We start from the raw sequence: 24076 nt of genomic DNA, 5'->3' as shown, positions 1-24076 counted from the left end.
ATAAATAAATCCCCCGGTCCCATTAAAAAGGGCAAGCGCCTTAACTAAACGGAATCGGAGTCCTCCTCAGCCAGCCGATTGAGAAATTTTTAGATCAATAGCCAACTTAATTTAATCCGGAGAAACAATATGAAACTTCGCTATACCCTATCCGCCGTTCTGGCAGCGCTGCTCGGCAACACTGCTCAAGCCGCACCTTTTTCCTTGGACTATATTGGTCAAAACATCGTCGCCAGCGGCACCGTGTTCAACGGCACCACAGTGGGCGGTTTGTCGGGGATCGATTACGACAGTGCCAACGGCAGATATTTGGCGATCAGCGATGATCGCTCGGCATTAAATCCCGCTAGATACTATGATTTGAGCCTGAACCTTGCTCAGTTCAACAAGAATTCGGCGCCGGGCGCGGCCGGCGTGACATTTAATGGTGTCACAAATATTTTGACGCCGAGCGGTAGCACATTTGCGACAAACACCGTCGATCCTGAATCCATGCGTTTGCATAACGGTAGCTTGTTCTGGACCAACGAGGGTCAGCGGGCGACAGCAGGTTTTCAAAACCCCACCGTCCGGGAAATGAATCTGAACGGCAGTTATGTGCGGGATTTCGCCGTGCCAACTTACTACAATCCCAGTGGCAGTGTCAGCGCGCTGAACGCAGGCGATACCGGTATCCGCAACAATCTGGCGTTTGAAAGTCTGACTTTTTCCAACGATGGTAAAACGTTGTACACCGCGACCGAAAACTCGTTGGCTCAAGACGATGCCTTGCCGGCCTCCGTTCTGAACGGCTCCGAGAGCAGAGTATTGGCGTTTGACAGCGTTACCGGCAACGCGGTTGGCGAATACGTTTACACGACCGACGCAGTGGTAGATGTACCAAACCCAATCACCAATTTTGCCACCAACGGTTTAGTCGAGTTACTGAACATACCGGGCTTGAGCGATAGTTTTATTGCCGTCGAACGCTCGTTTTCGGCGGGAATTCCCGGCACCGGCAACAACATCCGTCTGTACCTGACCAGTTTAAGCAACGCCAGCAATCTGATAGGAGTTGACGATCTGGACAACGCGCCGGCCTACACCAGCATGACCAAGGAGTTGTTACTGGATTTGAGCACCCTCACCAACAGCGACGGCTCGGCCTTGGCTTTGGACAACATCGAAGCCATTACCTGGGGTGAAACCTTCAACGGCAATCCAACCTTGATCCTGGCCTCGGACAATAACTTTTCCGCTACTCAATTCACCCAGTTCCTGGGCTTCGAAGTAAAGGCCGTGCCGCTGCCAGCGGCTTTTCCGTTGTTCGGCACTGTGTTGTTGGGCTTGGGCGCCAATGGCTTGCGGAGAAAACGCCGGAAAATGGCGTAAGTTTTTTACCGTAGTCGATCGTTTTAAGGTGTGGAGGATGGATTCGGCTCCACACCTTCCCAAGTTCAGGCTACTTTCAAAAGTTTAGATTTTGAGGAGCCAGTTTTACGAAATTTGCACTCTTCAGGACGAGGCATTCAGGGGTCCTGCTAATAAGCCTAAGACAAACAAAAAATGTGCAAATTCTTCCTCAAGTTTTTCTAAAACTATTTCCGTAACTCAGGCGCCGCTTAAAAGCGGTTTTTGGGTCGACGCCTAACCACTCGCAAGCTTATTGCATCCGAGCATCGCTAGAGTATGTGATTTTATGCAGCAAGTAAGAGTAACAGGATCAGTTCTTAACTTCAGATTTTCGGTTATTGGCGCAATACCGCGATTTTGATAGAACTTGTTATTCTGCTTTTATACATTGGTGAACTAGTACATTTGTACTGGTACAGATGTGGCTTTGAATTTTAGCGAGTATCTGACTTATGATTAGGAAAATACACGTAACTAAAAAAATGCGGTAACCATAATGAACCCCGTTTTTTATCAGGTCTCAAAGATAACCTGGAGTTTGATACGAGGTTTAAAATATTTTTATCAATCTCTGATTAATGAGGTTTTTCAAGAAAAATTTATGCAAAAGTTATTTAATAGGGATTTAAGTTAATGGCTTGTTCATAGATTTGTCTTGAAAAACCGCATTAATCAGCGGTTCTCTAAGGTTCCTTAGAGTGGTTAAGCCTTAAGTTATTTTAATAACACCCAATACCGAAAAACTGATAAGGATAGGAACATGACTAGTCAATATAAAACGCTTGCTGAATATTTGTCAGTAATTTCGCTAATTACGTTACTGTTTGTAAGCTGGAACGTGTCGGCTGAGATGATCATTTCTGACATGAACCCGGAAAAGGCATCGCCTGGGCAGACAGTAAACATAACAGGACAAGGTTTTCCTGAAAAAGACAAACTCGAAATACATTTAAAAAAATCTTCAGGTCCAGACAAAAAACTTACTTTTGACATCAATCCAACGAAGGATATTATCACTGTCAATATACCTAGTGACAATGAAATTGTAGCTGGCACATATAGTCTAGAGCTTAAAGATACAACGAACAATGTTACAACGAAAACCCCAAAGAATTTACTGATTGAGCGCTATGAAGAAATTACAATTTCTGATCTGAAACCAGATAGGGCGCCGCGAGGGGGGGCTATAAAGATAATAGGGAAAGGCTTTCCAACTGATAAAAGTAAAATCAAAGTAAGCTTAAAACTCAGCAGCGGGGACAAAGAGCTTAATGTTGACAGGGTTGATACTTCTTCAAACTCAACGGAACAGATTATTGCTGTCAATATACCAAGCGATAATACGATTATAGCTGGGAAATATTCGCTTTCACTTACTTTCAATGGAGCTGGTGGCGAGTATTCTGTCCCGAAGGATTTAACGGTTTACCCACCAGTAACAGGAGATCGCACGCCGACCATAACCGGAGTGTATCCGACCGTGGTTTATCCAGAGGAAAACACAGGTACGTACTCAATAACTATATCAGGCGAAAATTTCAGCTCATATGGCTTCGATAACAAAATACACCGTTATGACTCATCAGGAAAATCGCTCGGCGAAATACAAGTGGCCTGTTGGAATAATAAAACGAAAGATGGCAAAGTATGCATTGAAGAACAAATAAAGGGAGAAATCGATGGCGACTCGCTCAAAATTTCTAACCTCCCTAAACAAGACAATAATGTGGGCAATCAAATTCAACTAAAGATCGCCGACAAAGAATCGTCACGCTCCACTCAAAAAATTACGTTCGCGTCCCGCAGTAAAGATTTTCCAAAACAAGTTGCAGTTACGGCAGCCATAGTTTTTTTTGCCATTTTACTGTTTGTTTATTTTGTTACCAAAGCAAAAAAAGGCACCCAGATTGCCGGCGAGGATAATAAATCCTCTTTTTTTGGTCGTTTATTTATAGAACCTGAGACCAACACCTATAGCCTATCGCGCATGCAGTTTTATATATGGACTGGGGTTGGAGTCTTTGGCTATGCGTATCTTGCCGGATCGAAGTGGCTGGTACAGGGCTTATGGACGACCCTCGTCGAAGTTCCGCAGAACTTGCCTGGGGTAATTTTAATTAGCACCCTCACTGGGATTGGCGGTTTACATCTGCAGGAGTCGCAAGCCAAGGGCGCCGGCCCTGAAAAACCAAGTCTAGGCGATTTTTTTATGACGGGCGGAGTGATAGCGCCGGAACGAGTGCAGTTCGTTGTCTGGACCGTGGTGGCTGTTATAGGATTTATAACCCAGTTGTTGGCTACCGACCCCGGAATTATTACCGATCTGCCTAAAATCCCCGATGGTTTTTTGGAACTGATGGGAATCAGCTCTTTCGGCTATTTAGGCGGTAGATTCATCCGCAAACCCGGACCGATACTAGAGAAAATAACTTCTTCGTCTAGCGGAAGCGATTTTAAAGTGGTGTTGGAGGGTAAAAATCTTCCGATTCCAGAAAATGCCACCTTCAAATTAGGCAATAAGACTTTGACGATAAAGCCTGATCAGTTCAGCGACCTGAAACCACAAGATCAAGGTTCGAAACTATTGAAGGCGCTGACTATAACAATCAAAAAAGGCGATAAAGACTGGGTTTCAGGAGGCGATTTTACTATCATCAACTCAGATGGTGCGCAAGAATCAACATTAAAACTAAATGTTATCGACATAACAGACATAACGCCGAACTCCGTGTCACAAAATTCGACAACGACTTTAGCCGTCGCAGGGGAGAACTTCTTGGAAGGTATTAAGGCGAGTTTTGAAATGCCTGTGGGCAATGTTGCAAAGGATTTCAAATCAGAAGTTACGTTTACAGATAGCAAGAGTCTAAAGATAAGTCTGACGACTCCGAGCGTTACTAACACAGCAAAAGCGACTTTAATCCTTACCAATCCTGGAGGTTCGGTAGCTAGAAAAGAATTTGAAGTCAAGTAAATCGGTAAGACGGTTTAAGGATGTAAGGATGTAAGGCGGATTCGCCGATAGGCAATCCGCCAGGATTTTAAAACCATATAATCGTTTTATGAATATTAAAATAAGATTTTTTCTATTGATTGGTGTTTTCTATTTTTTCGAAACCCCGAGTTTTGCTCAGGAAAAGCAATATCCAAAAGAAGCGTTGAGCATGATCGTTAGCAACTTTCCGGAACAATTCTGCGAAACTCCACTTGCTAAAAACTGTTTCAAGTTTTCGGGAAGTACTTGTCAGATTGAGGTCAAAACATCGACTGATAACTGTAATTCCAAATTAACGAAACCGTCCCAACTGACCCGCTCGGCGATAATAGCTTTTGGAGAAAACTTGGGTGGCTGTGTTGTACCGGATTTAGCTGAAAAGGGTTGGGCTATTGAAGGATCCTCCTGCAATACGGAGGTAGATAACCTGACTGATTCCAACCATGTTTCGGAATGGGATATTGCGATGATTAAAAAATCGTTGGCCGATGTATGCAAGCAGGGAAGCTCCAAAGGCAGAGATGATCCCAGCGCAGAACAATGTGAGTGCATTTCTCTTGACCTCGATAAATCCATACCCGGAGAAACTTGGGAAAAAATTGCCAAGGCAGTGCGGAAAGGCGCGCCAATAAATACTTTACCTGACTTTATGAGTGCTTTTAAAGAGTCGGTATTGAAATGCCGTCAAACTAATGCTCAATGATTTTTAGGACGACATTTCCGTGTACAAAAATATTTTTACTGAAACTGTTGCTCGCACGCTAGGCATTCCTGGGTCCAATGTTTTACATCTACACAGAGCCTAATATCAATGTCTGAAACTTACGCAGGCATCGTCCTAAACCCTGGCAGCAAATTGAGCCATGAGCGTTACGAAATTTTGGAGTTTTTAGGTGCAGGTTCGATAGGAAATGTTTACAAGGCTTTTGATAAGCAACGCAACCAACGAATTGCAATCAAAATCTTAAAATCTCATTTCACCGGCGATGGGCCGATTCGGCAGAATTTCTTGGATAAAGCGAAACTTAACCAGACTTTAGCGCACCCCTGCATTGTCAAAGTATTCGACGTTGGCGAGGACGGCCCCCTCGCTTTTTACACCATGGAGTTTCTCGAAGGAAAACCCTTGGGGCAATTTTTTCGAAACCTTCGGTCAGAAGGCAAGACTTTGGGGGTTAAAAGCGCGATAGCGCTAATAGAGCAAGCCTGTCAGGCGCTTGAATACGCTCATGGAAAAGGCATCGTACATGGCAGTGCATACATCGAGAATTTATGGCTCGGCAATACCGGCAAAATCAAAATAATGGAATTCGGCTTTGGCGCGCATGCAAGTTTTCTGACCCCGGAACAAAGCTATTGCTTCGATGGCAGTCAAACCAGTGATCAGCGAAATGACCAATTTTTATTGGCATTTGTACTGTGCTTGTTATTGACGGGCAATAAGCCGGCCGCATTGCCTTACTCAGGCTGGCCCAAGAATGTACCTAACAAATTGGGAAGCGTGGTGGAAAAGGCGTTGGCAATGCCTGACGAACGCTTCCAGACTATCCGACAGTTCCGTCTGGCATTGCGTGGTCAGCATGACTTCCAGAGTAGTCGGCTTGGGCGAATGTTCGCCTCGTTCACAAATTCCTGTTTGGGAACCCGGCCTTAAAAGCTCAAGCATTCAGTCGTTTGTTTGAGAAGCAAGAGCTTCCGAGCCGCTAGCGCCTGAGCTGGAGCTTGGGCTTGGGCGCCAGAGAAATGACATTACGGTCTAACAAGGCAGTAAGGCAATGGACTCGCCGATAGGTAATTCGCCAAGGCTAAAAAAAAGCCACACCAATGTATAAATTAATTTAAGAGCCGACTTTTCATGGAGAACAAAACAATGAGCTTTATAAAATACGACAAACATTTGCTTGTGGCCGTTTTGTTGTTTGGGCTAAACAACGCCTTTGCTGCATCATCGGCAACAGCAACTGCCGGTACCGATTCTTCGGGGAACATCAGTTGTTTCGCTGGGGAAGAATGTACCGAAGCGCATGCGATTAGCGGGGCGACGGCTTGGGCCGATGCCTTGGCGATAGCCGGACCCGGTTCGGCAAAAGCCATGGCGAGTGCAACGGCGATCAATACCGGACTTCAAGCAGCCGATGCCAGCGCGATGGTGGAAATTGTCGGAGGCGGAGTGTTGATCAGAGGGGGTGGGGGCATTGGCGATAGAGTAACTGTTAGAGGCAAGGTGGTTGTGGAATCGGCTCTGGACTATGGTTTGTCCGGTATCGCCGGCTCCAATGGCAGTTGTTGTTCAATCAACTCGTTTTTGTCCTTAAGGGTGGCTTTGGAACGAAAAGATCCGGATGTGGGCTATACGGGCGCTGCGGATTTTGAATTCGAGATCGCCGATACTTATGAATCAGTGGCGCCCGCTATCAATGTACCGTTTACCGGTACCCAAGCTGTTTCGATAGTTGAAAACGGCGATGGTGTTTTAAGTCCGAACGCAAAAGGCGCTTACATAAACGCTGACCCAATAACGTTTGCCTTCACGATGGGGTACGACGAAGAATTTCGGATTCGCGTCGGTTTGGAAGTGTCTGCCAAAGCCGACGCCAGCAAAAATCCCGGTTGTGTCATGTACGATCCGGCGTGCGTAATCGACTCCACTCTGGAAGACAATATTGCCTGGATCACGTTGGATGCCGGCCACTCGCTGTATTGGGTTGGTATGGATGCAACGGATGAACAAGGCAATCAGGTCGGTTTTGTTTCAAAAGCCGGTTTCGATTTGTCTCGAAGTTACATTCAACCCGTACCGTTGCCAAGCACTGCAATGTTTTTTATTTCCGGTGTTAGTTTGGTTTTCGGTCGCCGTAGAAAAATAGTAGCGTTATCGCCTTAACTTTTTCTAAGTATTTTGCGGGCTATCAGCCTTTCATCTTGGACTCACGATTTACTATGGATCAATTAACCCGAAATGACTCATATGCGCCGCTTCTGATGAAGTTGTGCTTTCTTTTGTTGTTAGTCACCAGTGCTCCGGCTGAAGCCAGAAGAGGAAGTGTTAGCGTTTGTTTTGGTACGACTGATCATTTTTACGATTTGGGTGAATTAAAAGTCTCGGATCAGCAAGTCAAACAAACGGGTATGCCGGTCGAATGGACTTCAAGTGAGCATCAATTTGGTATTCATTTACAGGATCACTGTCTGGTTGTTCGGACCAGCACAGAAGTAATCGGCTATGCAATCTATAAAAAAAATTCTAGCCAATATTGGGCTTTAGACGACACTACCATTCAAACATTGCAGAAGTTTGGCGTGCTTCCAAACCCCATGCCGCCACTGGAGGTGCCAGTGGATGAAACTGTCGGCGGCGAGTGGCTTTGGGCTCTGGCTATCTTGGCTGGTTTGGTTCTAATTGGCGCCTTGGTGACTTTTGTGTCCGATAAGCAGCAACGTCGTGTCGTCGCTAAAGTTGATAAAGTGTTGGCTGGTAGTTTTGTGCTGCTATTGCGCGAGGTGTTAGTTGATGTTGCGCGGATGGATAGGAGTTTTGATGCCAGTAAACTTCCGGCGATACTTGCTGTTATGCGAAGGCTGGGGGTTGCTGATAATTTGCTCTCTGCGGCTAATTCAGATGCGATTCCTTCAGGAAAATTATCAAGAAAGCTATTGCTCGCTTATATCAAGGCGGTTGCCGGTAATATCAACGATCAGCAAAGGAATATTGTACTAACCGGGATTGCGTCCGTGATTTCGGCGGAAGGTAAATTAGGCAGAAGTAAAAAAGCTGTGTTTCGGCAATATATTATCGCGTTGGGTTTTCCAGAAAATCAGGCGGAAAAGATCATGAAGATGGTACTCAGTGCTTAATTGGATGGCTTGGCCGCGTTCCCAGGCAGATTTAAAGTGGCTAAGGGTAAATTGCCAATCCATGCGGTTTTGAAACTGAGGGTGTAAGAATTTTTGTGTAAACGGCCCTGAGGTAGGAAACTACCGATCCTGACAAGGAGGAAACCATGACCGTATCATCAAAAGCCATACCGGATGACCTACTCGACGCCTTGATGTCGCACTATCAAAAACCCGAGGACCTGATCGGTGCCAATGGTCTGCTGAAGCAGTTGACCAAAGCGATAGTCGAACGGGCCCTGGAAGCGGAAATGACCGCGCACTTGGGCCACGGTAAGCATGAGGCGGTGACCAACGCCAGCAGCAATGCCCGAAACGGCAAAAGCCGGAAAACGCTGAAAGGTGACTTCGGCGACTTGCCTATCGAGATTCCCCGCGACCGTCATGGCGAATTCGAACCGCAGATCATTCCTAAGCATCAACGGCGCTGGACCGGTTTCGACGATAAGATCATTTCGTTATATGCCCGAGGACTGACGGTACGGGAAATCCAAGCCCATTTATTCGAGCTTTACGGCACCGAGGTATCCCCCACCTTGATTTCCTCGGTGACCGACGCGGTACTCGAAGAGGTGGGCGTCTGGCAAAGCCGCCCGCTGGATCCGATTTACCCGATTGTGTACCTCGACTGTCTGCATACCAAAGTGCGCGATAGTGGCAGCGTGCGGGTCAAGGCCGTCTATCTGGCCATCGGTGTCAATCTGGACGGCCACAAAGAAGTGCTGGGGCTGTGGATTGCCCAAAGCGAAGGCGCCAAATTTTGGTTGCAAGTGGTCACCGAGCTCAAGAACCGTGGCGTCAACGACATCTTTATCGCCTGTGTCGATGGTCTGAAGGGATTTCCGGAGGCTATCGAAACCGTGTTTCCCAAAGCGGCCGTTCAACTGTGTATTGTCCACTTGGTCCGTCATAGCCTCAACTATGTCAGCTACAAAAGGCGCCAGTCGGTTGCCGACGACCTCAAGCAGATTTATCGAGCCGCAACGGCGAGGGAAGCCGAGCAAAAGCTGACCGAATTCGAGGCCAACTGGCTGGAGACCTATCCCACGATCGCCCCCATCTGGCGACGAAACTGGGGGCACATCATCCCTTTTTTTGACTATCCGCCCGAGATTCGCAAGGTGATCTACACCACCAATACCATCGAATCGGTGAATCGAAGTCTGAGAAAAATCATGAAAAACCGCGCGGTCTTCCCCAGTGATGACGCCTTGTCCAAACTGCTCTATTTGGCGTTGCGCAATATCAGCCAAAATTGGACCATGCCCGTCTACGATTGGAAAGCCGCTTTGAATCGGTTTAGTATTCAGTTCGAAGATCGCTTCCCTAGCCATTAAACCAAACTACCGTTTACACAAAATTTGGGACACTCCCTTGAAACTCAATTTACCTAGCGGTTTAGGCAGTGGATTTTATTCTCTTGGGTACAAAAAGCGTGTCCCTTATTCGACGCATGCGCTATTCGGTTAAATTGAATCTACCCAAGCGGCTTTATTTTCGGTGTATCCATAAAAATCGTGAATCGGAGAAATCAAGTGATACCTAAATCCCCCATAACGCATTGTTTGGCTTTGGCTGGCTTGATGTTGGTCGGTTGTCAAAACACGCCCAAACCGTCGGCCGCCGTAACGGAAAAACCGGATGCCGATCTGGTGATGATGTCCGGTGTTGGAGGCCGGCAAGCAGCGGGTTCCGCGTTTGGATTAAAGCCGATGACCTTGGAGGAATTGACAGCGTGCGGCAAGCGCTTGGTCGCGATGAACCAGGAGTCGGCGCAATTGAAAGTACTTATTAAAAAATTGACCGCCAAAAAAGCTGACATTGCACGGCAAGTCGAAGAGCTGGAAGTGGAACGTTCGAAAGTCGATGTGGGTAGCCGGCAAAAAGTCGCCGATTTCAACCGTCGCCTAGAACAAAATCGAGACGTGATTTCCCAATACAATTCACAATCGGAAGATTATAACGGTAAGGTGAACGCGTTGAGCCTTGAAAGCAACCAGTTCAACGCCAATTGTGCCAGCCGAGCCTACCGTGCGTCCGATGCCGAAAAACTGCCCGCAGATTTATTAGCGGCGATGCGGGGTAACTCGCAAGTAACGGATATTCCTTTAATCGATGATGGGTTAAAGTCTGAGAGCCATCCAACTGAGGGAACTCATCTGCCTGGCACTTCATCCAGGCGTTAAAACACTGTGTACCTTTGGTTAAAAAGAAATTTTAGTTTTTACATCTTGGGGCTATTTTACTTTTCGGTTTAATTGCCACGGAAATGCGTTGGTTTCAGAATCTCTTCCAAAAATCGACAAGCTTTTGCTAAATTGGCAGCACAGCGTTCGCTTAATCCGGCGCCCAGTTCAAAAGCTTCGGCATGGATGCTTAATAAGAAGCAAGGGGGCAGGGGCTGTATGCTGACGGCTTGATAAACCGATAACAGCGCGTTAGGACTGAGCGCATGGCTGCTATAGCTGTGGTCTTGCGCGGGGCTGAGCGGGGTATAGGTGAAGCTATCAGGACAGTTTACCGAGGCATCGATAAACACCACTAACTCGCGATCTTGCAAATCCAGCGCGTGTTCGATTTGTAACTGAAAGTCGTTAAGCAGCTCGATAGCGCTCAAGTCGAGATGGTCGGCTAAATAGTCCAATAGCAAGGGGCCAACGGCATCGTCGCCACGGCTGGGGTTGCCGTAGCCGAACACCAGGATGGGTTTGCTCATTCGCTACCGTGAATAAATTCGCCGCTGCTATGCCGAATCAGTTTATCCACCAACTTGCCGTCGGCATCGACCAATTCCAACTGCAATGGCATCTTGCCGACCGCGTGCGTAGCGCAAGACAAACACGGATCGTAGGCGCGGATCGCCACTTCCAGGTTATTCAGCAGGGGCTCGGTCAACTCTCGGCCCGACAGATATTCCGCTGCGACTTGCCGCACAGATTCGTTCATCGCCGTGTTGTTGCTGGTGGTGGAGACGATCAGATTGGCTTTGGTGACGATGTCGTTTTCGTCGATTTGATAATGATGAAACAGCGTACCGCGCGGTGCTTCGATCACGCCTATGCCTTCGTAGCGTTTTTCGCCCTTGGCGACCAGATCGCTGCTCATCAGGTCCGGATCGTCCAGCAAGGTTTGTATGCTCTCCGCGCAATGCAGCAATTCGATCATGCGGGTCCAGTGGAAGGCCAGGGTGCTGTGCACCATGGTTTCTCCGCCATGCTGCTTGAACGCGACGCGGGCGGCTTCCGCCAGCGGTGTGTCAATAAAGTCGCAGTTGTTGACCCGTGCCAACGGTCCCACCCGGTACCAGCCGTCGGCTTTACCCAGCGAAGTCAGGTAAGGAAACTTCATATAAGTCCAGGAGCGGACTTCTTCGCGGATTAGTTCCGGGTAATCGCAGTAATCGTATTGGTCGACCAGCGTTCCACCTTGTTCGTCTTTCACCCGAATCCCACCGTGATAAAGCTCCAGCGCGCCGTTAGGCTTGGTTAGGCTCAGATATTTGCTGCGGATGGTGGCGAAGTCGTCGTAGTAGGGAAGGTGGGATGTGTGGACTTTTGTGACCAGTTGCAAAGCCGCTTGCGCCCAAATCACGATTTGCGCGATGTCTTGTTTTAAATAGTCGCGCTCTTCTTTGCTTAAGGCTTTGTTCATGCCGCCGGGAATGGCGCCGGTGCCGTGGATACGCTTGCCGGAGACCATGCGTATCACTTCCTGGCCGTATTTACGTAGTTTCACCCCTTGCAGGCCAATATCCGGATAATCGGCCAGCACTGCCATTACGTTGCGCTTGCCGATCTCACTTTCAAAACCGAACAACAAATCCGGGCTGGAGAGGTGGAAGAAATGCAAGGCATGGGATTGCAAGACCTGACCGAAATGCAGCAAGCGGCGTAATTTATCCGCTGCTGGCGGCAGATTAGCAGGATCGACGCCGACCAACTGATCGATGGCCTTGGCAGCCGCCAGATGGTGGCTGACCGGGCAGATGCCGCACAAGCGTTGCACCATCACCGGCAGTTCCCAGTAAGGGCGACCCTGGATGAATTTTTCGAAGCCGCGAAATTCGACAATGTGCAGCCGGGCTTGCTGGACTTTATTGTCTTCATCCAACAGTAGGGTCACTTTGCCGTGGCCTTCGACGCGGGAAACCGGGTCGACAGCGACCCGTTTTAACTTGCCGGCTGCCACTAAGGCCGGGTCGGCGGTTTCAAGGTATTCGTACACAGCGGTTCCCTATTAGTCGTAATGGACTAATGCATAAGGTAGAGTCGGGTCGCGGCCTTCGATCAATGCGCTGAGGTAGGTCCAAAACACATCGGCGGACGGCGGACAGCCGGGCATAAAATAATCGATCTTGACGATCTCGTGGACCGGCCGCACCTTATCCAGCAATAAAGGCAATTCCGGATCGTTGGGTATCTGCGGATTGTCCACGCCGATGCCGTCTTGGTAGGCTTCCAGCAGGCAGTCCTCAAGTTTGAAAAAGTTGCGTAGCGCCGGCAGGCCGCCGTTGATGGCACAAGCGCCGACTGCGACCAGAATTTTGCAGTTAGCGCGAAACTCGCGCAGCACGTGCACGTTTTCGGAGTTGCAAACCCCGCCTTCGATCAGACCGATGTCACACGGACCGCAGTGCTCGATGTCGGTCAGCGGAGAGCGGTCGAATTCGACGACGTCTGCCAAGCTCAACAAGCGCTCGTCAATATCCAGGAACGACATATGGCAACCGAAACAACCGGCCAGCGAGGTGGTGGCGATTTTAATCTTAGCGGCCATGTTTGATCTCCGGCGTGGGAGGCATGGTTGCCGCGTAGTGGGAATCGGGCCCTTCATTCTGCCGGGTCGGATCAGTTAGCTTAGCCTGATCGCAACTTGGGTAGCCAGTTGCCGCGCCGGTTTTGTGAACCGCCTTTTCGCAGGCCACTTCGCTGATGGGATGCCGGTCGTAAATGCGTTCGCCGATCGGCGCCAGGTACGCGCTGCGTTTGACCAGGATCGCGCCGGTCGGGCAGACATGGGCGGCCTCGTCGTTGACGCTAATATCGCTGTCTTTCAGCTTGCCGCTGGGGGAGTTGACGATTAGGCGTTTGTGGATGCCGCGCCCGGCGATGCCGAATACCTCTTTGCCGTCTTTTTCCTTGCTGGCGCGCACGCATAGATTGCAGAAAATGCAGCGGTCGTGGTCGATCAAGATATCCGGGTGTGAGGCGTCCAGTTCCCGCTGCGCATAAAAATGCGGGTAGTGGTTATCCAGCATGTTCTGATGGTAGGCCACGGCCTGCAACTGGCAATTGCCGGATTTTTCGCAGGATGGACAGAAATGGTTGCCTTCCACAAACAGCATCTGGGTAATGCGCTGGCGATCGTGTTGCAGGTCAGGGCTGTTGCTGATGACGGTTTGGCCGTCGGCGGCCGGCAGGGTGCAGGCGGTATTGGTGCGGCCATTGACTTTCACCGTACACAGTTTGCAACTGCCGTAAGGGGCGTAACCCGGCCGGTGGCACAGATAAGGAATGTAAACGCCGGCTGTGCGGGCTGCTTCGATAATAGTTTGGCCGTCGCTGAACGGGACGGCGATGCCGTCGATGCATAGAGTGCCGCTCATCTCAATTCTCCACTTGCGATAAATGCGCGTCGTCGTCGTCGCGCTGCGCCATACGGCGGGCCACGGCCAGGGTCGCGTCCAAATCAAAACCCGGTGTGAAACTGCTCTGTTTTAATTGATTCAGATACAGCTCCGGGTGGCTGGCCAGGGTGCTTAAAATCGGATTGGCGGCGGAGTCGCCTAGACCGCAATGACTGTTGTTTTTGACGATCAGGCATAACTCGCTGAGTTCTTCCAGATCGACCGCGGCGCCATTGCCTTCGACAATTTTCTGCAGCTGATTTTTCAAAAGCGTGGTGCCGACCCGGCACGGCGTGCAAAAGCCGCAGCTTTCATGGGCAAAGAAATCGGTAAAGTTCTGGACGATGTCGAAAATACTGCGGCTACTGTTGAACACGATGAACGAACCGGCGGTGGACAGGTCCTCGAAGGCCACACGCCGTTGCAGCTCCCGGTTGGAAATAAAGGTGCCGGACGGTCCGCCCACTTGCACGCCCATAACGTCGTCCGCGCCGCAGTCCCGCAAAATATTCTCGATTGTCGTGCCGAAAGGGTATTCGTAAATGCCGGGCCGTGCACAGTCGCCGCTGATGCTGAGCAGCTTAGTGCCGGTCGATTGCGGGGTGCCGCCCTCGGCAAACCATAGCCCGCCTTGAATAGCGATATGCGTGGCGGCGAAAAAAGTCTCGACGTTATCCACTACAGTTGGTTTGCGTTGATAGCCGCAGATCACCGAGTTGGGCGGTTTAACCCTGGGTATGCCGGGTTTACCTTCCAATGACTCGATTTGCGCGGACGCTTCGCCGCAGATGTAAGCCCCGGCGCCCATGCGAATTTCGATGTCGAAATCAAAACCAGGCCTGCCAAGGATGTTGCGACCCAGCAAACCGCTATCGCGGCGGCGCTTTAAGACACGCTGCAATTGTTCGTAGAGAAATAAATACTCAGCGCGCAGATACAGCAAACCCTGATCGGAGCCGATGATGGCCGCACATAGGGTCATGCCTTCAAACACTTGGTCTGCGTAAAGATCGAGCAGCATCCGGTCTTTAAAGGTACCGGGTTCGCCCTCGTCGGCGTTACAAATCACGTAATGGGGTTTGGCGTTCTGTTGGGCACAGGTGCGCCATTTCAATGCCGTTTTAAAGCCAGCTCCGCCGCGGCCGCGCAGATTGGAACAGTCCACTTCCGCCAGGGTTTCCGCCAAGCCACGGGCAAAAGTGGCCGCTATTGCCGCGCCATTATTGAACGGCTGGTTCAGCAGCAAGCCGGGTTTGCGGATCGGCTCGTCAACCGCAAAAAACTCTACGGGCCAATCGGTCAAAGGGGCTTGTTGTTCGATCAGTTCGGCGATGACATCAATTCTGGCAAAATCCAGACGCGTCAACGCATAGCCGTTAACCAAGCCGGCCGGGCCTTGGTCGCACATGCCGGTGCAAGAAGTGTTATTCAGACTGACCAGACCGTCCGCCCTGACTTGGCCGACTTTGACCTTCAGTTTTTCCGCCAGGTAATTCAACAATTTTTCCTTACCCAGCATTCTATCGGTAATCGAATCGCTGATATGAATGTCGTAACGGCCCTGCGGCGTTAAGTGCAGGAAACTGTAGAATTCCGCGACGGCAATAATCTGGGTGCGGGGGATATGCAGGGCTGCGGCCAATTGTTCGATGGCCGCCTTGGGAATATGCAGGTACTGCGCCTGCACGGCCCTTAGCATCTGCAAGAGCCTTTCGGGTTTATAGTCCGCCTGTGCCAGTACGGACTCAATAAAAGTATTCATCGTCGAGTTACTGGGCAGTTATGTTGAATCGTCGTGTCCCATTGCAATTGAAAAATCATGAGCCACCCCACGCACCATTCTTAAATCGGCGCTAGATTTTTCAAATCGTTCACTGGCAGTCTACCTGGAAGAGCGCCCCACAAGATTAGTTGTGGGAGTCGATACATTCCGCTTGCCAAGCGAAAGTGCCTGCCTTGTCTCTCTATGCGTCAATACACACAACTCAGCAGCGCAATGCCTATCGTTCTCGCTGCGGAAGATGCGCAAATTCGCCGTCATCCATGGCGCAATACTAAACAAATTAGCCGGGTGTGGACAGCAAAATATTGTCCATCAAAACGCGGCAATCGGGACGAAGGGCTTGCGGCGTTGGCAGGGAATACGTTTTTTACCAGACTCCCGGACGCATTCGTGCTTGCGGGTTTGATAACAGAGCACGCAACGGTTTAAGCGGCGCTGGTAACGCCCATAAGCATTGGAGACCAAGCGTTCCAGGCGTTCCAATGCACTGTGGTTGGGAGGGAGCAGGCTGGTTTGTCTGGCGTGTAATGCGGCATAAAGCTGCCGGGCTTGATCGATTAAAATGTCATTGTCCATTGTAATCACCTGACTTAATCGCTGATGAGTCGAAAACCGGCGTTGGCATGTGCGATTGAACATGCCGGGTTGAATTATTGCGTGTGCTTATGTTGATAGCTTTGATTTCAATCAACGCAGCTTAAAATTGTTGGTGACTTTGATATGGCGTACGCTAATTAGCTTCCTCGGCATCGGCGGTAAGACACTGCTCGACGACGCGGCGGCTCAGAACCTCGTCTTGCAGCATGATATCCACCATAGACGCCACCACCGTGCGGGTCTTTAACCCGTTAAAGCGGGAAAAGTTTTTCAGTTGGTCGTAAGTCGGTTCTTCCACCGCAATTTTCTTTCTGTCGTTTTTCGATTTATCGGCAGCCATGAGAGAGTGTTCCTTTGTAAGGTTAGGTAAAAGAGTCGTTGGGTAAACGCATGTCAATTTTGAATCAAACCGTGCTTGCGGAAATAGAGGGCCACATTGACCAAGGCGATCATCACCGGCACTTCAATCAATGGTCCTATTACAGCGGCAAACGCCGCACCGCTATTAATGCCAAACACCGCCACCGCCACCGCGATAGCCAATTCAAAGTTATTACTGGCGGCGGTAAATGCCAGTGTGGTGGTTTTGCCGTAACCGGCGCCGATGGCTCTACCCATCAAAAAGCTGAGCAAAAACATCACCACAAAATAAATCAGCAGCGGTATGGCAATGCGCACCACGTCCAGCGGCAATTGCACGATCAAATCGCCTTTTAAGGAGAACATCATCACGATGGTAAACAGCAGTGCGATCAAAGTCAGCGGGCTGATTTTGGGTACGAAAGTTTGCTGATACCAATCTTTGCCCTTGGCTTTGACCAAAAGAAAGCGCGTACTAAACCCGGCTAGAAATGGAATGCCCAGGTAGATGAATACGCTTTTGGCGATTTCGACTATGGTGATTTCGACCAGGCTGCCTTGCATGCCAAACAAGGGTGGCAACACGGTGATGAACAGCCAGGCGTACAAGCTGTAAAACAGCACTTGAAATACGCTGTTAAACGCCACTAGCCCCGCCGCATAGTCGTTATCGCCGTTTGCCAGTTCGTTCCAGACGATGACCATCGCGATGCAACGCGCCAGGCCTATCAAGATCAGGCCGACCATGTAGTCGGGATAATCGCGCAGAAACACGATAGCCAATAAAAACATCAAGACCGGGCCGAGCAGCCAGTTTTGTACCAAGGACACGGCCAATATACGCCAGTTGCGAAATACGTCGCCGAGTTCTTCATAGCGGACTTTGGCCAGCGGCGGATACATCATCACGATCAAGCCGATGGCAATCGGGATGTTGGTGGTGCCGACCGAAACCGCCGCGTTGAAATCGGTCACTTCCGTGGGAAACAGAAAACCGATGCCAACCCCAAGCGCCATGGCGATGAAAATCCATAGGGTTAGGAAGCGGTCCAGAAAGGATAAGCGGGCATTGGGGCAATGCGGGGTGTTCATTGAAATCTCCAAGACAGGTATGCAGGCTATTGCGCGGCGCTATCGGCTGCCGATGGTTTGCAGCAGCTGTTGGCGGGTTCAAGTTGCACGACTTGATCGTCGCCGAATAAGGGAATGGTCTGCAAGGAATGGAAAGCCTCCCAGGCGATGCCTTGCGGATCGACGGTCCAGTATTTGTCGGACTGGGCATAGCAGCAGTTGGCTTGTTTTTGCGCCGCGACCGGTAACTCGGCGGCAGCCAGGTTTTGCTGGACTGCTTCCAGTTCCGCACCGGACTCGACCTGTATCCCCAAATGATCCAGGCCGGGCTGACGACCGCGACTGGAAATCGCAAAATTGACGCGCGGATCGTCCAGCATCCACTTCGCGTAATCGGCTTCGCGGACTGTCGGCGCGCTTTGAAACAATGCGTTATAAAAGTCGATGTTTTTCGCCAGATCATCGACGGCGAGATGGATATGCAGGCGCTTCATCGCGTTTACTCCGGGTGAAAGTGGGTAAAGGTGTTCTGTTTTGTTAGCGTTGTTTACTAGTGTTTATTTGCTATGGCCACCGGCTAATGCCAGCAAGCGTTCGACGCCGGTCGGCTCGTCCTGCAACAATGGCACCAGCGCATAGCGGCTGGCATGCCGGTTGGCGACGGCAGCGATTTCCGGTAGTTCATTGGCGGCGCGTTGCCGCAATAGCGCTGAATGCACGGTGCTTGCGGCAACGCTATTGTTAATCACCCAGGCCCATGGCTCGATGCCGGCCCGGCGTAAATCGGCTTGCAAATGGGCCGCTTCCAACACCGGCGTGGTTTCCGCCAGCGTCACTATCAGTACCTTGGTTTGACGCGGGTCCTGCAATTGCATCATCGGCGTGGTGAAATGCGTTTTGGAATCGCCCATTTGCCGCGACACTTCACGATGGTAAGCGCCGGTGGCGTCCAAGAGCAACAAGGTATGGCCGGTCGGCGCGGTATCCATCACCACGAATTTCTTCCCGGCTTCGCGGATGATTCTGGAAAATGCCTGAAACACCGCAATTTCTTCGGTACACGGCGAGCGCAAGTCTTCTTCCAGTAAGGCGCGGCCTTGTGTGTCCAGTTTGGCGCCTTTCGTTGCCAGCACGTGCTCTCGATAGCGTTCGGTTTCCGCATGCGGATCGATTTTGCTGACTGTCAGGTCCGGCAAAGCGCCGTTAAGTGTGTCCGTTAAATTGGCGGCGGGATCGGAGGTGGTGAGATGCACCGGCAAACCGCGTCGCGCCAGTTCCACCGCCAAGGCCGCGGCCAGGGTAGTTTTGCCGACGCCACCTTTACCCATTAGCATCACCAAGCCATGGCCGTCGGCGGCAATCTCGTCCACCAATGTGGATAGATTAGGCGCGGGTATGGCCGGCATAAGGTCAATGTCAGGCATTGATAGCGGTGCGGCATTGCTAAGCAATTGTCTGAGAGCTGGCAGTCCAACCAGATTGAAGGGCTTTAGTTCAATGCGGTCCAGCGGTAGGCTTCTTAACGCTGCTGGCATATCGGCCAAAGCATGTTGCTCGCGTTGGTAGATGGCGTTGGCCAGAGGGTCTTGTGCGGTGGCGCTCTCCGGCAAAATGCCATTGATGGCCAAAAATTGTTGCGACAAACCGATGGCGTTTAATTCTTCATGGGTGCGCGCCACTTCGCGCAAGGTCGATTGTTGGGCGCGGGCGACCAGGATCAAACGACTGCGCTGCGGATCAGCCAGCGCCTCGACAGCAGCTTTATATTGGCTCCAGACCGGCCAAGGGGCCCAGGCAAGAGGCGTCGCCTTTGCCTTGCTCTAAAAAGCCGCTCCAGGCGCCGGGCAGTTGCAACAGGCGGATGGTGTGCCCAGTCGGGGCGGTGTCGAACACAATGTGATCGTAGCCGGCGGTCAAAGCCGAGTCGGTTAACAACGCGGTAAACTCGTCGAACGCGGCAATTTCCGTGGTACAGGCTCCGGACAATTGTTCTTCTATGCCCTTGACGATGCTGTCTGGCAACACGTCGCGCACCGGGCCGACGATGCGGTCGCGATAGGCTTGCGCCGCTGCTTGCGGATCGATTTCCAATGCCGCCAGACCGGATACCGTTACAATTGAAGTGATCTGATTGCCAATGTTGATGCCAAATACCTGGCCGACATTCGAGGCCGGGTCGGTGCTAACCAACAACACTTGTCTACCGGCATCCGCCAATTGCATCGCTGACGCGCAAGCGATGGAGGTCTTGCCCACACCGCCTTTGCCGGTAAAAAATAGAAAACGCGGCGCTTGGTCGAGAAATCTGCGGTCGCTGTTCACGGCATCACCCGTAAAGCTTAACAACAGCTGCTGCCGCTGCCGCTACAACAGCCGGATGGGACTTGCTCTTCTGCTAAGTCAATTGCCGCCCAACGGGCCAATTCGGCTCGGTTAGGATAGCGACCGGCCAAGGCTACTTCGCCATCCACCAAGATCAAGGGCAGGGCGTCGGCGCCGGAGCGTTCCAGAAAGGCTTTAACCACTGTGTTTTCGGCAAACGCCAACGGGGTTTGCGCCAGATTAAAGCGCTCAATGTCGGCGCCGTTCTGCTTGGCCCAATCTACATCGGCGGCAAAACCCACCAACTGCTGATCGACTTCCACGCCGCAAACGCCAGTGCTGCAACACAGGGCCGGGTCAAACACATGAATACTGGTCATGAGGACACTCCTTAACAATTAGGGCAACAAAGTGCCGATGCGATCCAGTTCGGCTTTTAGACGCTCGGGATCGTTTTTTAACTCTTCCAGCGGTAAGGCAAAAAACTGTTCGATGCGGTGGCGCAGAATGCGATAAGCGACCATGAAGGCCGCGTCGATTTCCTCGTCGCTACCCTCAACGTGGGCGGGGTCTTCGACTCCCCAATGGCTGCGCATGACCGGGCCCAGGTAGGCGGGGCAGGTTTCGTTGGCGGCATTGCCGCACACGCTTAATACGATGTCCGGCGTTACCGGCAGATCGTTCCAGGACTTGCTGTAATAACCTTCTGTGGAAATGCCTTCTCTGGCCAATAAGGCCAGCGAGCGGGGGTGGATCTTGCCGGTCGGTTTGCTGCCGGCGCTCAGGCCATGCCAGCCTGCCGGTGCCAAATGATTGAAAGTGGCCTCGCCAAGTACGGAACGGCAGGAATTGCCGGTACATAGAAATAATACGTTCATGATGGAGTGTCGGTCGGGTTTGAGGGTAAAGAGTCGGTACTGCCGGAACAGGCGGAAAGCGACAAGCAGGCGTTGCCGTTGCAACAATTCTCGGTCAGGAACGCCAGCAGTTCATTCATCGCCGCAAAGTGGGCGGTATAGATCACGAAACGGCTTTCGTTGCGCGAGCTCACCAAGTTAGCGTAAGTCAATTCCTTCAAATGAAACGATAAGGAAGACGGTGCAATACCGGTGGCTTCGCTGATTTTTCCGGCGGCCAAACCGTCCGGGCCAGCCTGGACCAAGGCGCGGTAAATAGCCAAACGGGATTCTTGGGCCAGTGCGGCCAGGGCGATCACAGCAGTTTTATTTTCCATATTTCAACAATAATTGAAATATGGAATCAAGTCAATCCCTAAGCTATTTTTTACTCAAAAATACGCAGTTTCGATGAGACTTCGTTTCGGACTTAGCGTTGCTTAAACAACGCTTTTGGATGGTGGAATGGTCACGCAACTGTCATATTCGCGCGCTAATGTTGCGGCTCCGAACATCGCTCTAGGGGCAACACATGAAAAAAACACATCCACAAAAACTGGCGGCGGTAGCTGTCGGCGCCTTCGGTTTTACCTTATCGGTAGCCGCAGTAGCCCACGATCATGCCGACCGCGATCATCATGGCTATCATAGACCTGCGCAATCCAGCCAAGTACCGACATCCGGCGTTGAATGGTTCAAAGCCGGCGAAGCTGCGGTATTGGTCAATAAACGAGACGTAGAGCAACTGCGCAAAGCCAAAAATGTCATCTTGTTCGTCGGTGACGGTATGGGTATATCCACCGTCACCGCTGCTAGAATTTTGGAAGGCCAAATGGCCGGGCGCGATGGCGAGTTCAATCGTCTGGCGTTTGAGAAATTTAACAATATGGCCCATTCCGTTACGGCCAGCGCGAATCAACAAACCTCGGATTCCGCGCCTACCGCTACCGCCATGGTCGCCGGTATCAAAACCAATGACGGCGCTATTTCCGTTGATCAAACTATCAACCGCACCGAGCCTAGCGCGGAAGTCACTGCTGCGAAAAGTGTGAAAACCATCCTGGAACGTGCCGAAGAACGCGGCATGTCCACCGGCGTAGTCACAACCGCCCGCTTTACCCACGCCACGCCAGCCGTGAATTACGCACATATTTCCAACCGCGATTGGGAAGCCGACAGCAACTTGCCAGCCGGCGCTACCGTAAAAGACATCGCCCGCCAGTTGCTGGAATTCCCTTACGGCGATGGCCTGGAAGTGGCTTTGGGTGGCGGTCGTAGCTACTTTATGCCCAATACTGTTGCCGACCCCGAATACCCAACCCAAAAAGGCCGCCGCGCCGATGGCCGCGATCTAACCTTAGAATGGACCGCGCAATACAATAATTCCGACTACGTCTGGAACAAAGCCCAGTTCGATGCGGTAAATCCAGCGTCTACCGATCATTTGTTGGGTTTATTCGAACGTTCGCACATGCGCTATGAAGCTGACCGCGCGCAAGACGCCGCCGGCGAACCGTCCTTGAATGAGATGACCGAAAAAGCCATCAAAATTCTGGAAAAAAACCGCAAAGGTTATTACTTGATGGTGGAAGCCGGCCGGATCGACCATGCTCACCACGCAGGTAACGCTTACCGGGCCTTGACCGATACTGTTGCGCTGTCGGATGCAGTGAAAAAAGCCAAACAACTGACCCGCGACGAAGATACTTTGATCCTGGTGACTGCCGATCATAGCCATGTGTTCACCATCGCCGGCTATCCGTCGCGCGGTAACCCTATCCTGGGTCAAACCGCGGTTGACGGCGTTACCCTGAAGGATTCTTTGGGTTTGCCTTACACCACCTTGTCGTATGCTAACGGTCCGGGTTGGACCGGCGGCTTGCAACGCAAGGAATTTAATCCAGCCAACGAAGGCACCGTGGCCGCTGCTTATGCAGGTAGCAAACTGCGTCCTGATTTGACAGCGGTTGATACAGCCAACCCTAACTACATGCAGGAAGCTACAGTACCGATGAGCGCGGAAACCCACGCCGGCGAAGACGTGGCTATCTATGCGGACGGCCCTGGCGCCTATCTGGTGCGTGGTACGCTGGAACAAAACGTGATTTATCATGTGATGGCTGATGCGCTAGGCATGCGCAAATAGTCCGGGAACCTTTCCCGAAACCGAATCAGGGACGCTAGCCGTCCCTGATTTTTTTTGAATACCGCTAAAGTGCAGGATCCATGTTCAACACTATTTTCAAGTTTTTACCCAAACTGTTTGCTCTGGGCTTATTGATCGTTTTGGCAGCGTGCAGTCATGTGCCGGCCAAGCATGCCGCCAACACGCAGATTATCGAGCTATCTTCGGCAAACTTGCCGGCGGTAGCCGCCGAGTTTGTCACCACCCGCACGGGCGAAGAGCACGAACACGAAGAACACGAAGCACTGCCCGCAGAAGTCAGCTGGCGCTTCTGGCGCGATAGCCAGCAGATTACGATAGAAAGGCCGCAACGGGGCTTGGGCGAACTGTGGCAGCGCGACGGCCAGGAGCTGATTCACCGTAAGCTCTATCACCAAGACCAACGGGCAATCGAGTTTCAAGCTGGCGACTTACGGATGCTGGACATCACCCCGTCCTGGCAAAAATTGGCGCTGTTGCTGGATAGCCAACTGCTGGACAAACTCACAGCCGAAGAAATCGAATGGACCGACGGCATCCCGACTCGCGAATACCAAGGCAAAGTCGCGGACACCCAATGGCATGTGGTGATGCGGTTGGATGTGGCCTTGCCGGCGTTGATTGAACGTGAACATGGCGAGTTTTCCGAGCGTACCGAATTGCTAAACGCTTATCCGTTGAACGCCGCGCCCTGGCAACCTACACCAGTCAATGGCTACGATGTAATCGATTTTGCCGATTTGGGCGACAAGGAGTCCGATCCGTTCGTGATTAAAGTGCAAGCCCAAATGGGACATGAACATCATCATTAATTACGTCCTTAAAATCCCTGGATTCGTCATTCCCGCGGAGGCGGGAATCCAGTATAGGTGCTAGGCTCCCGCCTGCGCGGGAGCGACGTAAGGTATAGATTCAGCCTTAATTGCAAGGAAGCTAGGCTCCCGCCTGCGCGGGAGCGACGATATTTGGGGGCCGA

23 protein-coding genes and 1 pseudogene are annotated in these 24076 nt (G+C 51.2%); 10 read left to right on the top strand and 14 right to left on the bottom strand.

The annotated features are described in order from the left end of the window. Positions 1-129: 129 nt before the first annotated feature. From METH11B_RS0107935 to METH11B_RS0107900, 8 genes are all read left to right on the top strand, one after another. On the top strand, positions 130-1371 hold the full coding sequence (locus METH11B_RS0107935; protein ID WP_026601569.1) for an esterase-like activity of phytase family protein: 1242 nt from the start codon (positions 130-132) through the stop codon (positions 1369-1371). Positions 1372-2152: 781 nt separating this feature from the next. After that, the gene (locus tag METH11B_RS27725) at positions 2153-4366 is read left to right on the top strand and encodes a hypothetical protein (RefSeq protein ID WP_026601568.1); all 2214 of its coding nucleotides are present in this window, start codon (positions 2153-2155) and stop codon (positions 4364-4366) included. Between the two features lie 88 nt (positions 4367-4454). Continuing rightward, positions 4455-5090, top strand: coding sequence for a hypothetical protein (locus tag METH11B_RS0107925; RefSeq protein ID WP_026601567.1), 636 nt, complete (start codon positions 4455-4457; stop codon positions 5088-5090). A 177-nt stretch (positions 5091-5267) separates the two neighbouring features. Continuing rightward, on the top strand, positions 5268-6041 hold the full coding sequence (locus METH11B_RS0107920) for a serine/threonine-protein kinase (RefSeq protein ID WP_197026937.1): 774 nt from the start codon (positions 5268-5270) through the stop codon (positions 6039-6041). A 216-nt stretch (positions 6042-6257) separates the two neighbouring features. Next, on the top strand, positions 6258-7271 hold the full coding sequence (locus tag METH11B_RS0107915) for a hypothetical protein (RefSeq protein ID WP_026601565.1): 1014 nt from the start codon (positions 6258-6260) through the stop codon (positions 7269-7271). 56 nt (positions 7272-7327) lie between these two features. Further along, the gene (locus METH11B_RS0107910) at positions 7328-8242 is read left to right on the top strand and encodes a hypothetical protein (protein WP_155931097.1); all 915 of its coding nucleotides are present in this window, start codon (positions 7328-7330) and stop codon (positions 8240-8242) included. A 146-nt stretch (positions 8243-8388) separates the two neighbouring features. Next, on the top strand, positions 8389-9618 hold the full coding sequence (locus METH11B_RS0107905) for an IS256 family transposase (protein ID WP_026600850.1): 1230 nt from the start codon (positions 8389-8391) through the stop codon (positions 9616-9618). Positions 9619-9816: 198 nt separating this feature from the next. Next, entirely contained in the window at positions 9817-10467 is a 651-nt protein-coding gene (locus METH11B_RS0107900; RefSeq protein WP_026601563.1) for a hypothetical protein, read from the top strand. Between the two features lie 68 nt (positions 10468-10535). On the opposite strand, the gene METH11B_RS0107895 is transcribed toward METH11B_RS0107900, so the two are convergent. From METH11B_RS0107895 to METH11B_RS0107830, 14 genes and pseudogenes are all read right to left on the bottom strand, one after another. Continuing rightward, positions 10536-10997: a hydrogenase maturation protease gene (locus METH11B_RS0107895; protein WP_026601562.1), complete on the bottom strand. Its 462-nt coding sequence runs from the start codon at positions 10995-10997 to the stop codon at positions 10536-10538. Further along, the gene (locus METH11B_RS0107890) at positions 10994-12505 is read right to left on the bottom strand and encodes a Ni/Fe hydrogenase subunit alpha (RefSeq protein ID WP_026601561.1); all 1512 of its coding nucleotides are present in this window, start codon (positions 12503-12505) and stop codon (positions 10994-10996) included. The genes METH11B_RS0107895 and METH11B_RS0107890 overlap by 4 nt, the downstream gene beginning before the upstream one ends. 12 nt (positions 12506-12517) lie before the next feature. Then, positions 12518-13057: an NADP oxidoreductase gene (locus tag METH11B_RS0107885; RefSeq protein WP_026601560.1), complete on the bottom strand. Its 540-nt coding sequence runs from the start codon at positions 13055-13057 to the stop codon at positions 12518-12520. 142 nt (positions 13058-13199) lie between these two features. After that, positions 13200-13886 (bottom strand): annotated as a pseudogene (locus METH11B_RS0107880) (2Fe-2S iron-sulfur cluster-binding protein); the annotation flags it as partial. Position 13887: 1 nt separating this feature from the next. Then, entirely contained in the window at positions 13888-15669 is a 1782-nt protein-coding gene (locus METH11B_RS0107875; RefSeq protein WP_036275700.1) for an NAD(P)H-dependent oxidoreductase subunit E, read from the bottom strand. A gap of 333 nt (positions 15670-16002) precedes the next feature. Then, positions 16003-16266, bottom strand: coding sequence for a hypothetical protein (locus tag METH11B_RS0107870; protein WP_026601557.1), 264 nt, complete (start codon positions 16264-16266; stop codon positions 16003-16005). A gap of 154 nt (positions 16267-16420) precedes the next feature. Next, positions 16421-16627 carry a hypothetical protein gene (locus METH11B_RS0107865; protein ID WP_026601556.1) on the bottom strand — a complete coding sequence of 69 codons (207 nt, stop codon included), beginning with the start codon at positions 16625-16627 and terminating at the stop codon, positions 16421-16423. A gap of 53 nt (positions 16628-16680) precedes the next feature. Next, complete coding sequence (gene arsB / locus METH11B_RS0107860; protein WP_026601555.1) at positions 16681-17739, bottom strand: ACR3 family arsenite efflux transporter; 1059 nt, start codon at positions 17737-17739, stop codon at positions 16681-16683. Between the two features lie 26 nt (positions 17740-17765). Further along, entirely contained in the window at positions 17766-18212 is a 447-nt protein-coding gene (locus METH11B_RS0107855; RefSeq protein WP_026601554.1) for an ArsI/CadI family heavy metal resistance metalloenzyme, read from the bottom strand. 63 nt (positions 18213-18275) lie between these two features. Beyond that, on the bottom strand, positions 18276-19439 hold the full coding sequence (locus METH11B_RS29950) for an ArsA-related P-loop ATPase (RefSeq protein ID WP_026601553.1): 1164 nt from the start codon (positions 19437-19439) through the stop codon (positions 18276-18278). Positions 19440-19479: 40 nt separating this feature from the next. Continuing rightward, positions 19480-20040: a TRC40/GET3/ArsA family transport-energizing ATPase gene (locus METH11B_RS30140; RefSeq protein ID WP_442919024.1), complete on the bottom strand. Its 561-nt coding sequence runs from the start codon at positions 20038-20040 to the stop codon at positions 19480-19482. 17 nt (positions 20041-20057) lie between these two features. Further along, positions 20058-20420, bottom strand: a complete 363-nt coding sequence (gene arsD / locus METH11B_RS0107840; RefSeq protein WP_026601551.1) for an arsenite efflux transporter metallochaperone ArsD — start codon at positions 20418-20420, stop codon at positions 20058-20060. Positions 20421-20438: 18 nt separating this feature from the next. After that, positions 20439-20918 (bottom strand): arsenate reductase ArsC, encoded by a 480-nt coding sequence (locus tag METH11B_RS0107835; RefSeq protein ID WP_026601550.1) that lies wholly within the window; start codon positions 20916-20918, stop codon positions 20439-20441. Then, on the bottom strand, positions 20915-21274 hold the full coding sequence (locus tag METH11B_RS0107830; protein ID WP_026601549.1) for an ArsR/SmtB family transcription factor: 360 nt from the start codon (positions 21272-21274) through the stop codon (positions 20915-20917). The genes METH11B_RS0107835 and METH11B_RS0107830 overlap by 4 nt, the downstream gene beginning before the upstream one ends. Positions 21275-21468: 194 nt before the next feature. Here METH11B_RS0107830 and METH11B_RS0107825 point away from each other — a divergent pair, with 194 nt between their 5' ends. Then, positions 21469-23082: an alkaline phosphatase gene (locus METH11B_RS0107825; protein WP_026601548.1), complete on the top strand. Its 1614-nt coding sequence runs from the start codon at positions 21469-21471 to the stop codon at positions 23080-23082. An 80-nt stretch (positions 23083-23162) separates the two neighbouring features. Beyond that, entirely contained in the window at positions 23163-23912 is a 750-nt protein-coding gene (locus METH11B_RS0107820; RefSeq protein WP_026601547.1) for a hypothetical protein, read from the top strand. Positions 23913-24076: the final 164 nt, after the last annotated feature.

The organism is Methylomonas sp. 11b (assembly GCF_000515215.1).
Lineage (GTDB): Bacteria > Pseudomonadota > Gammaproteobacteria > Methylococcales > Methylomonadaceae > Methylomonas.
The sequence above is the reverse complement of the archived record's forward strand: the minus strand, read 5'-3'. Positions and strand labels throughout refer to the sequence as shown.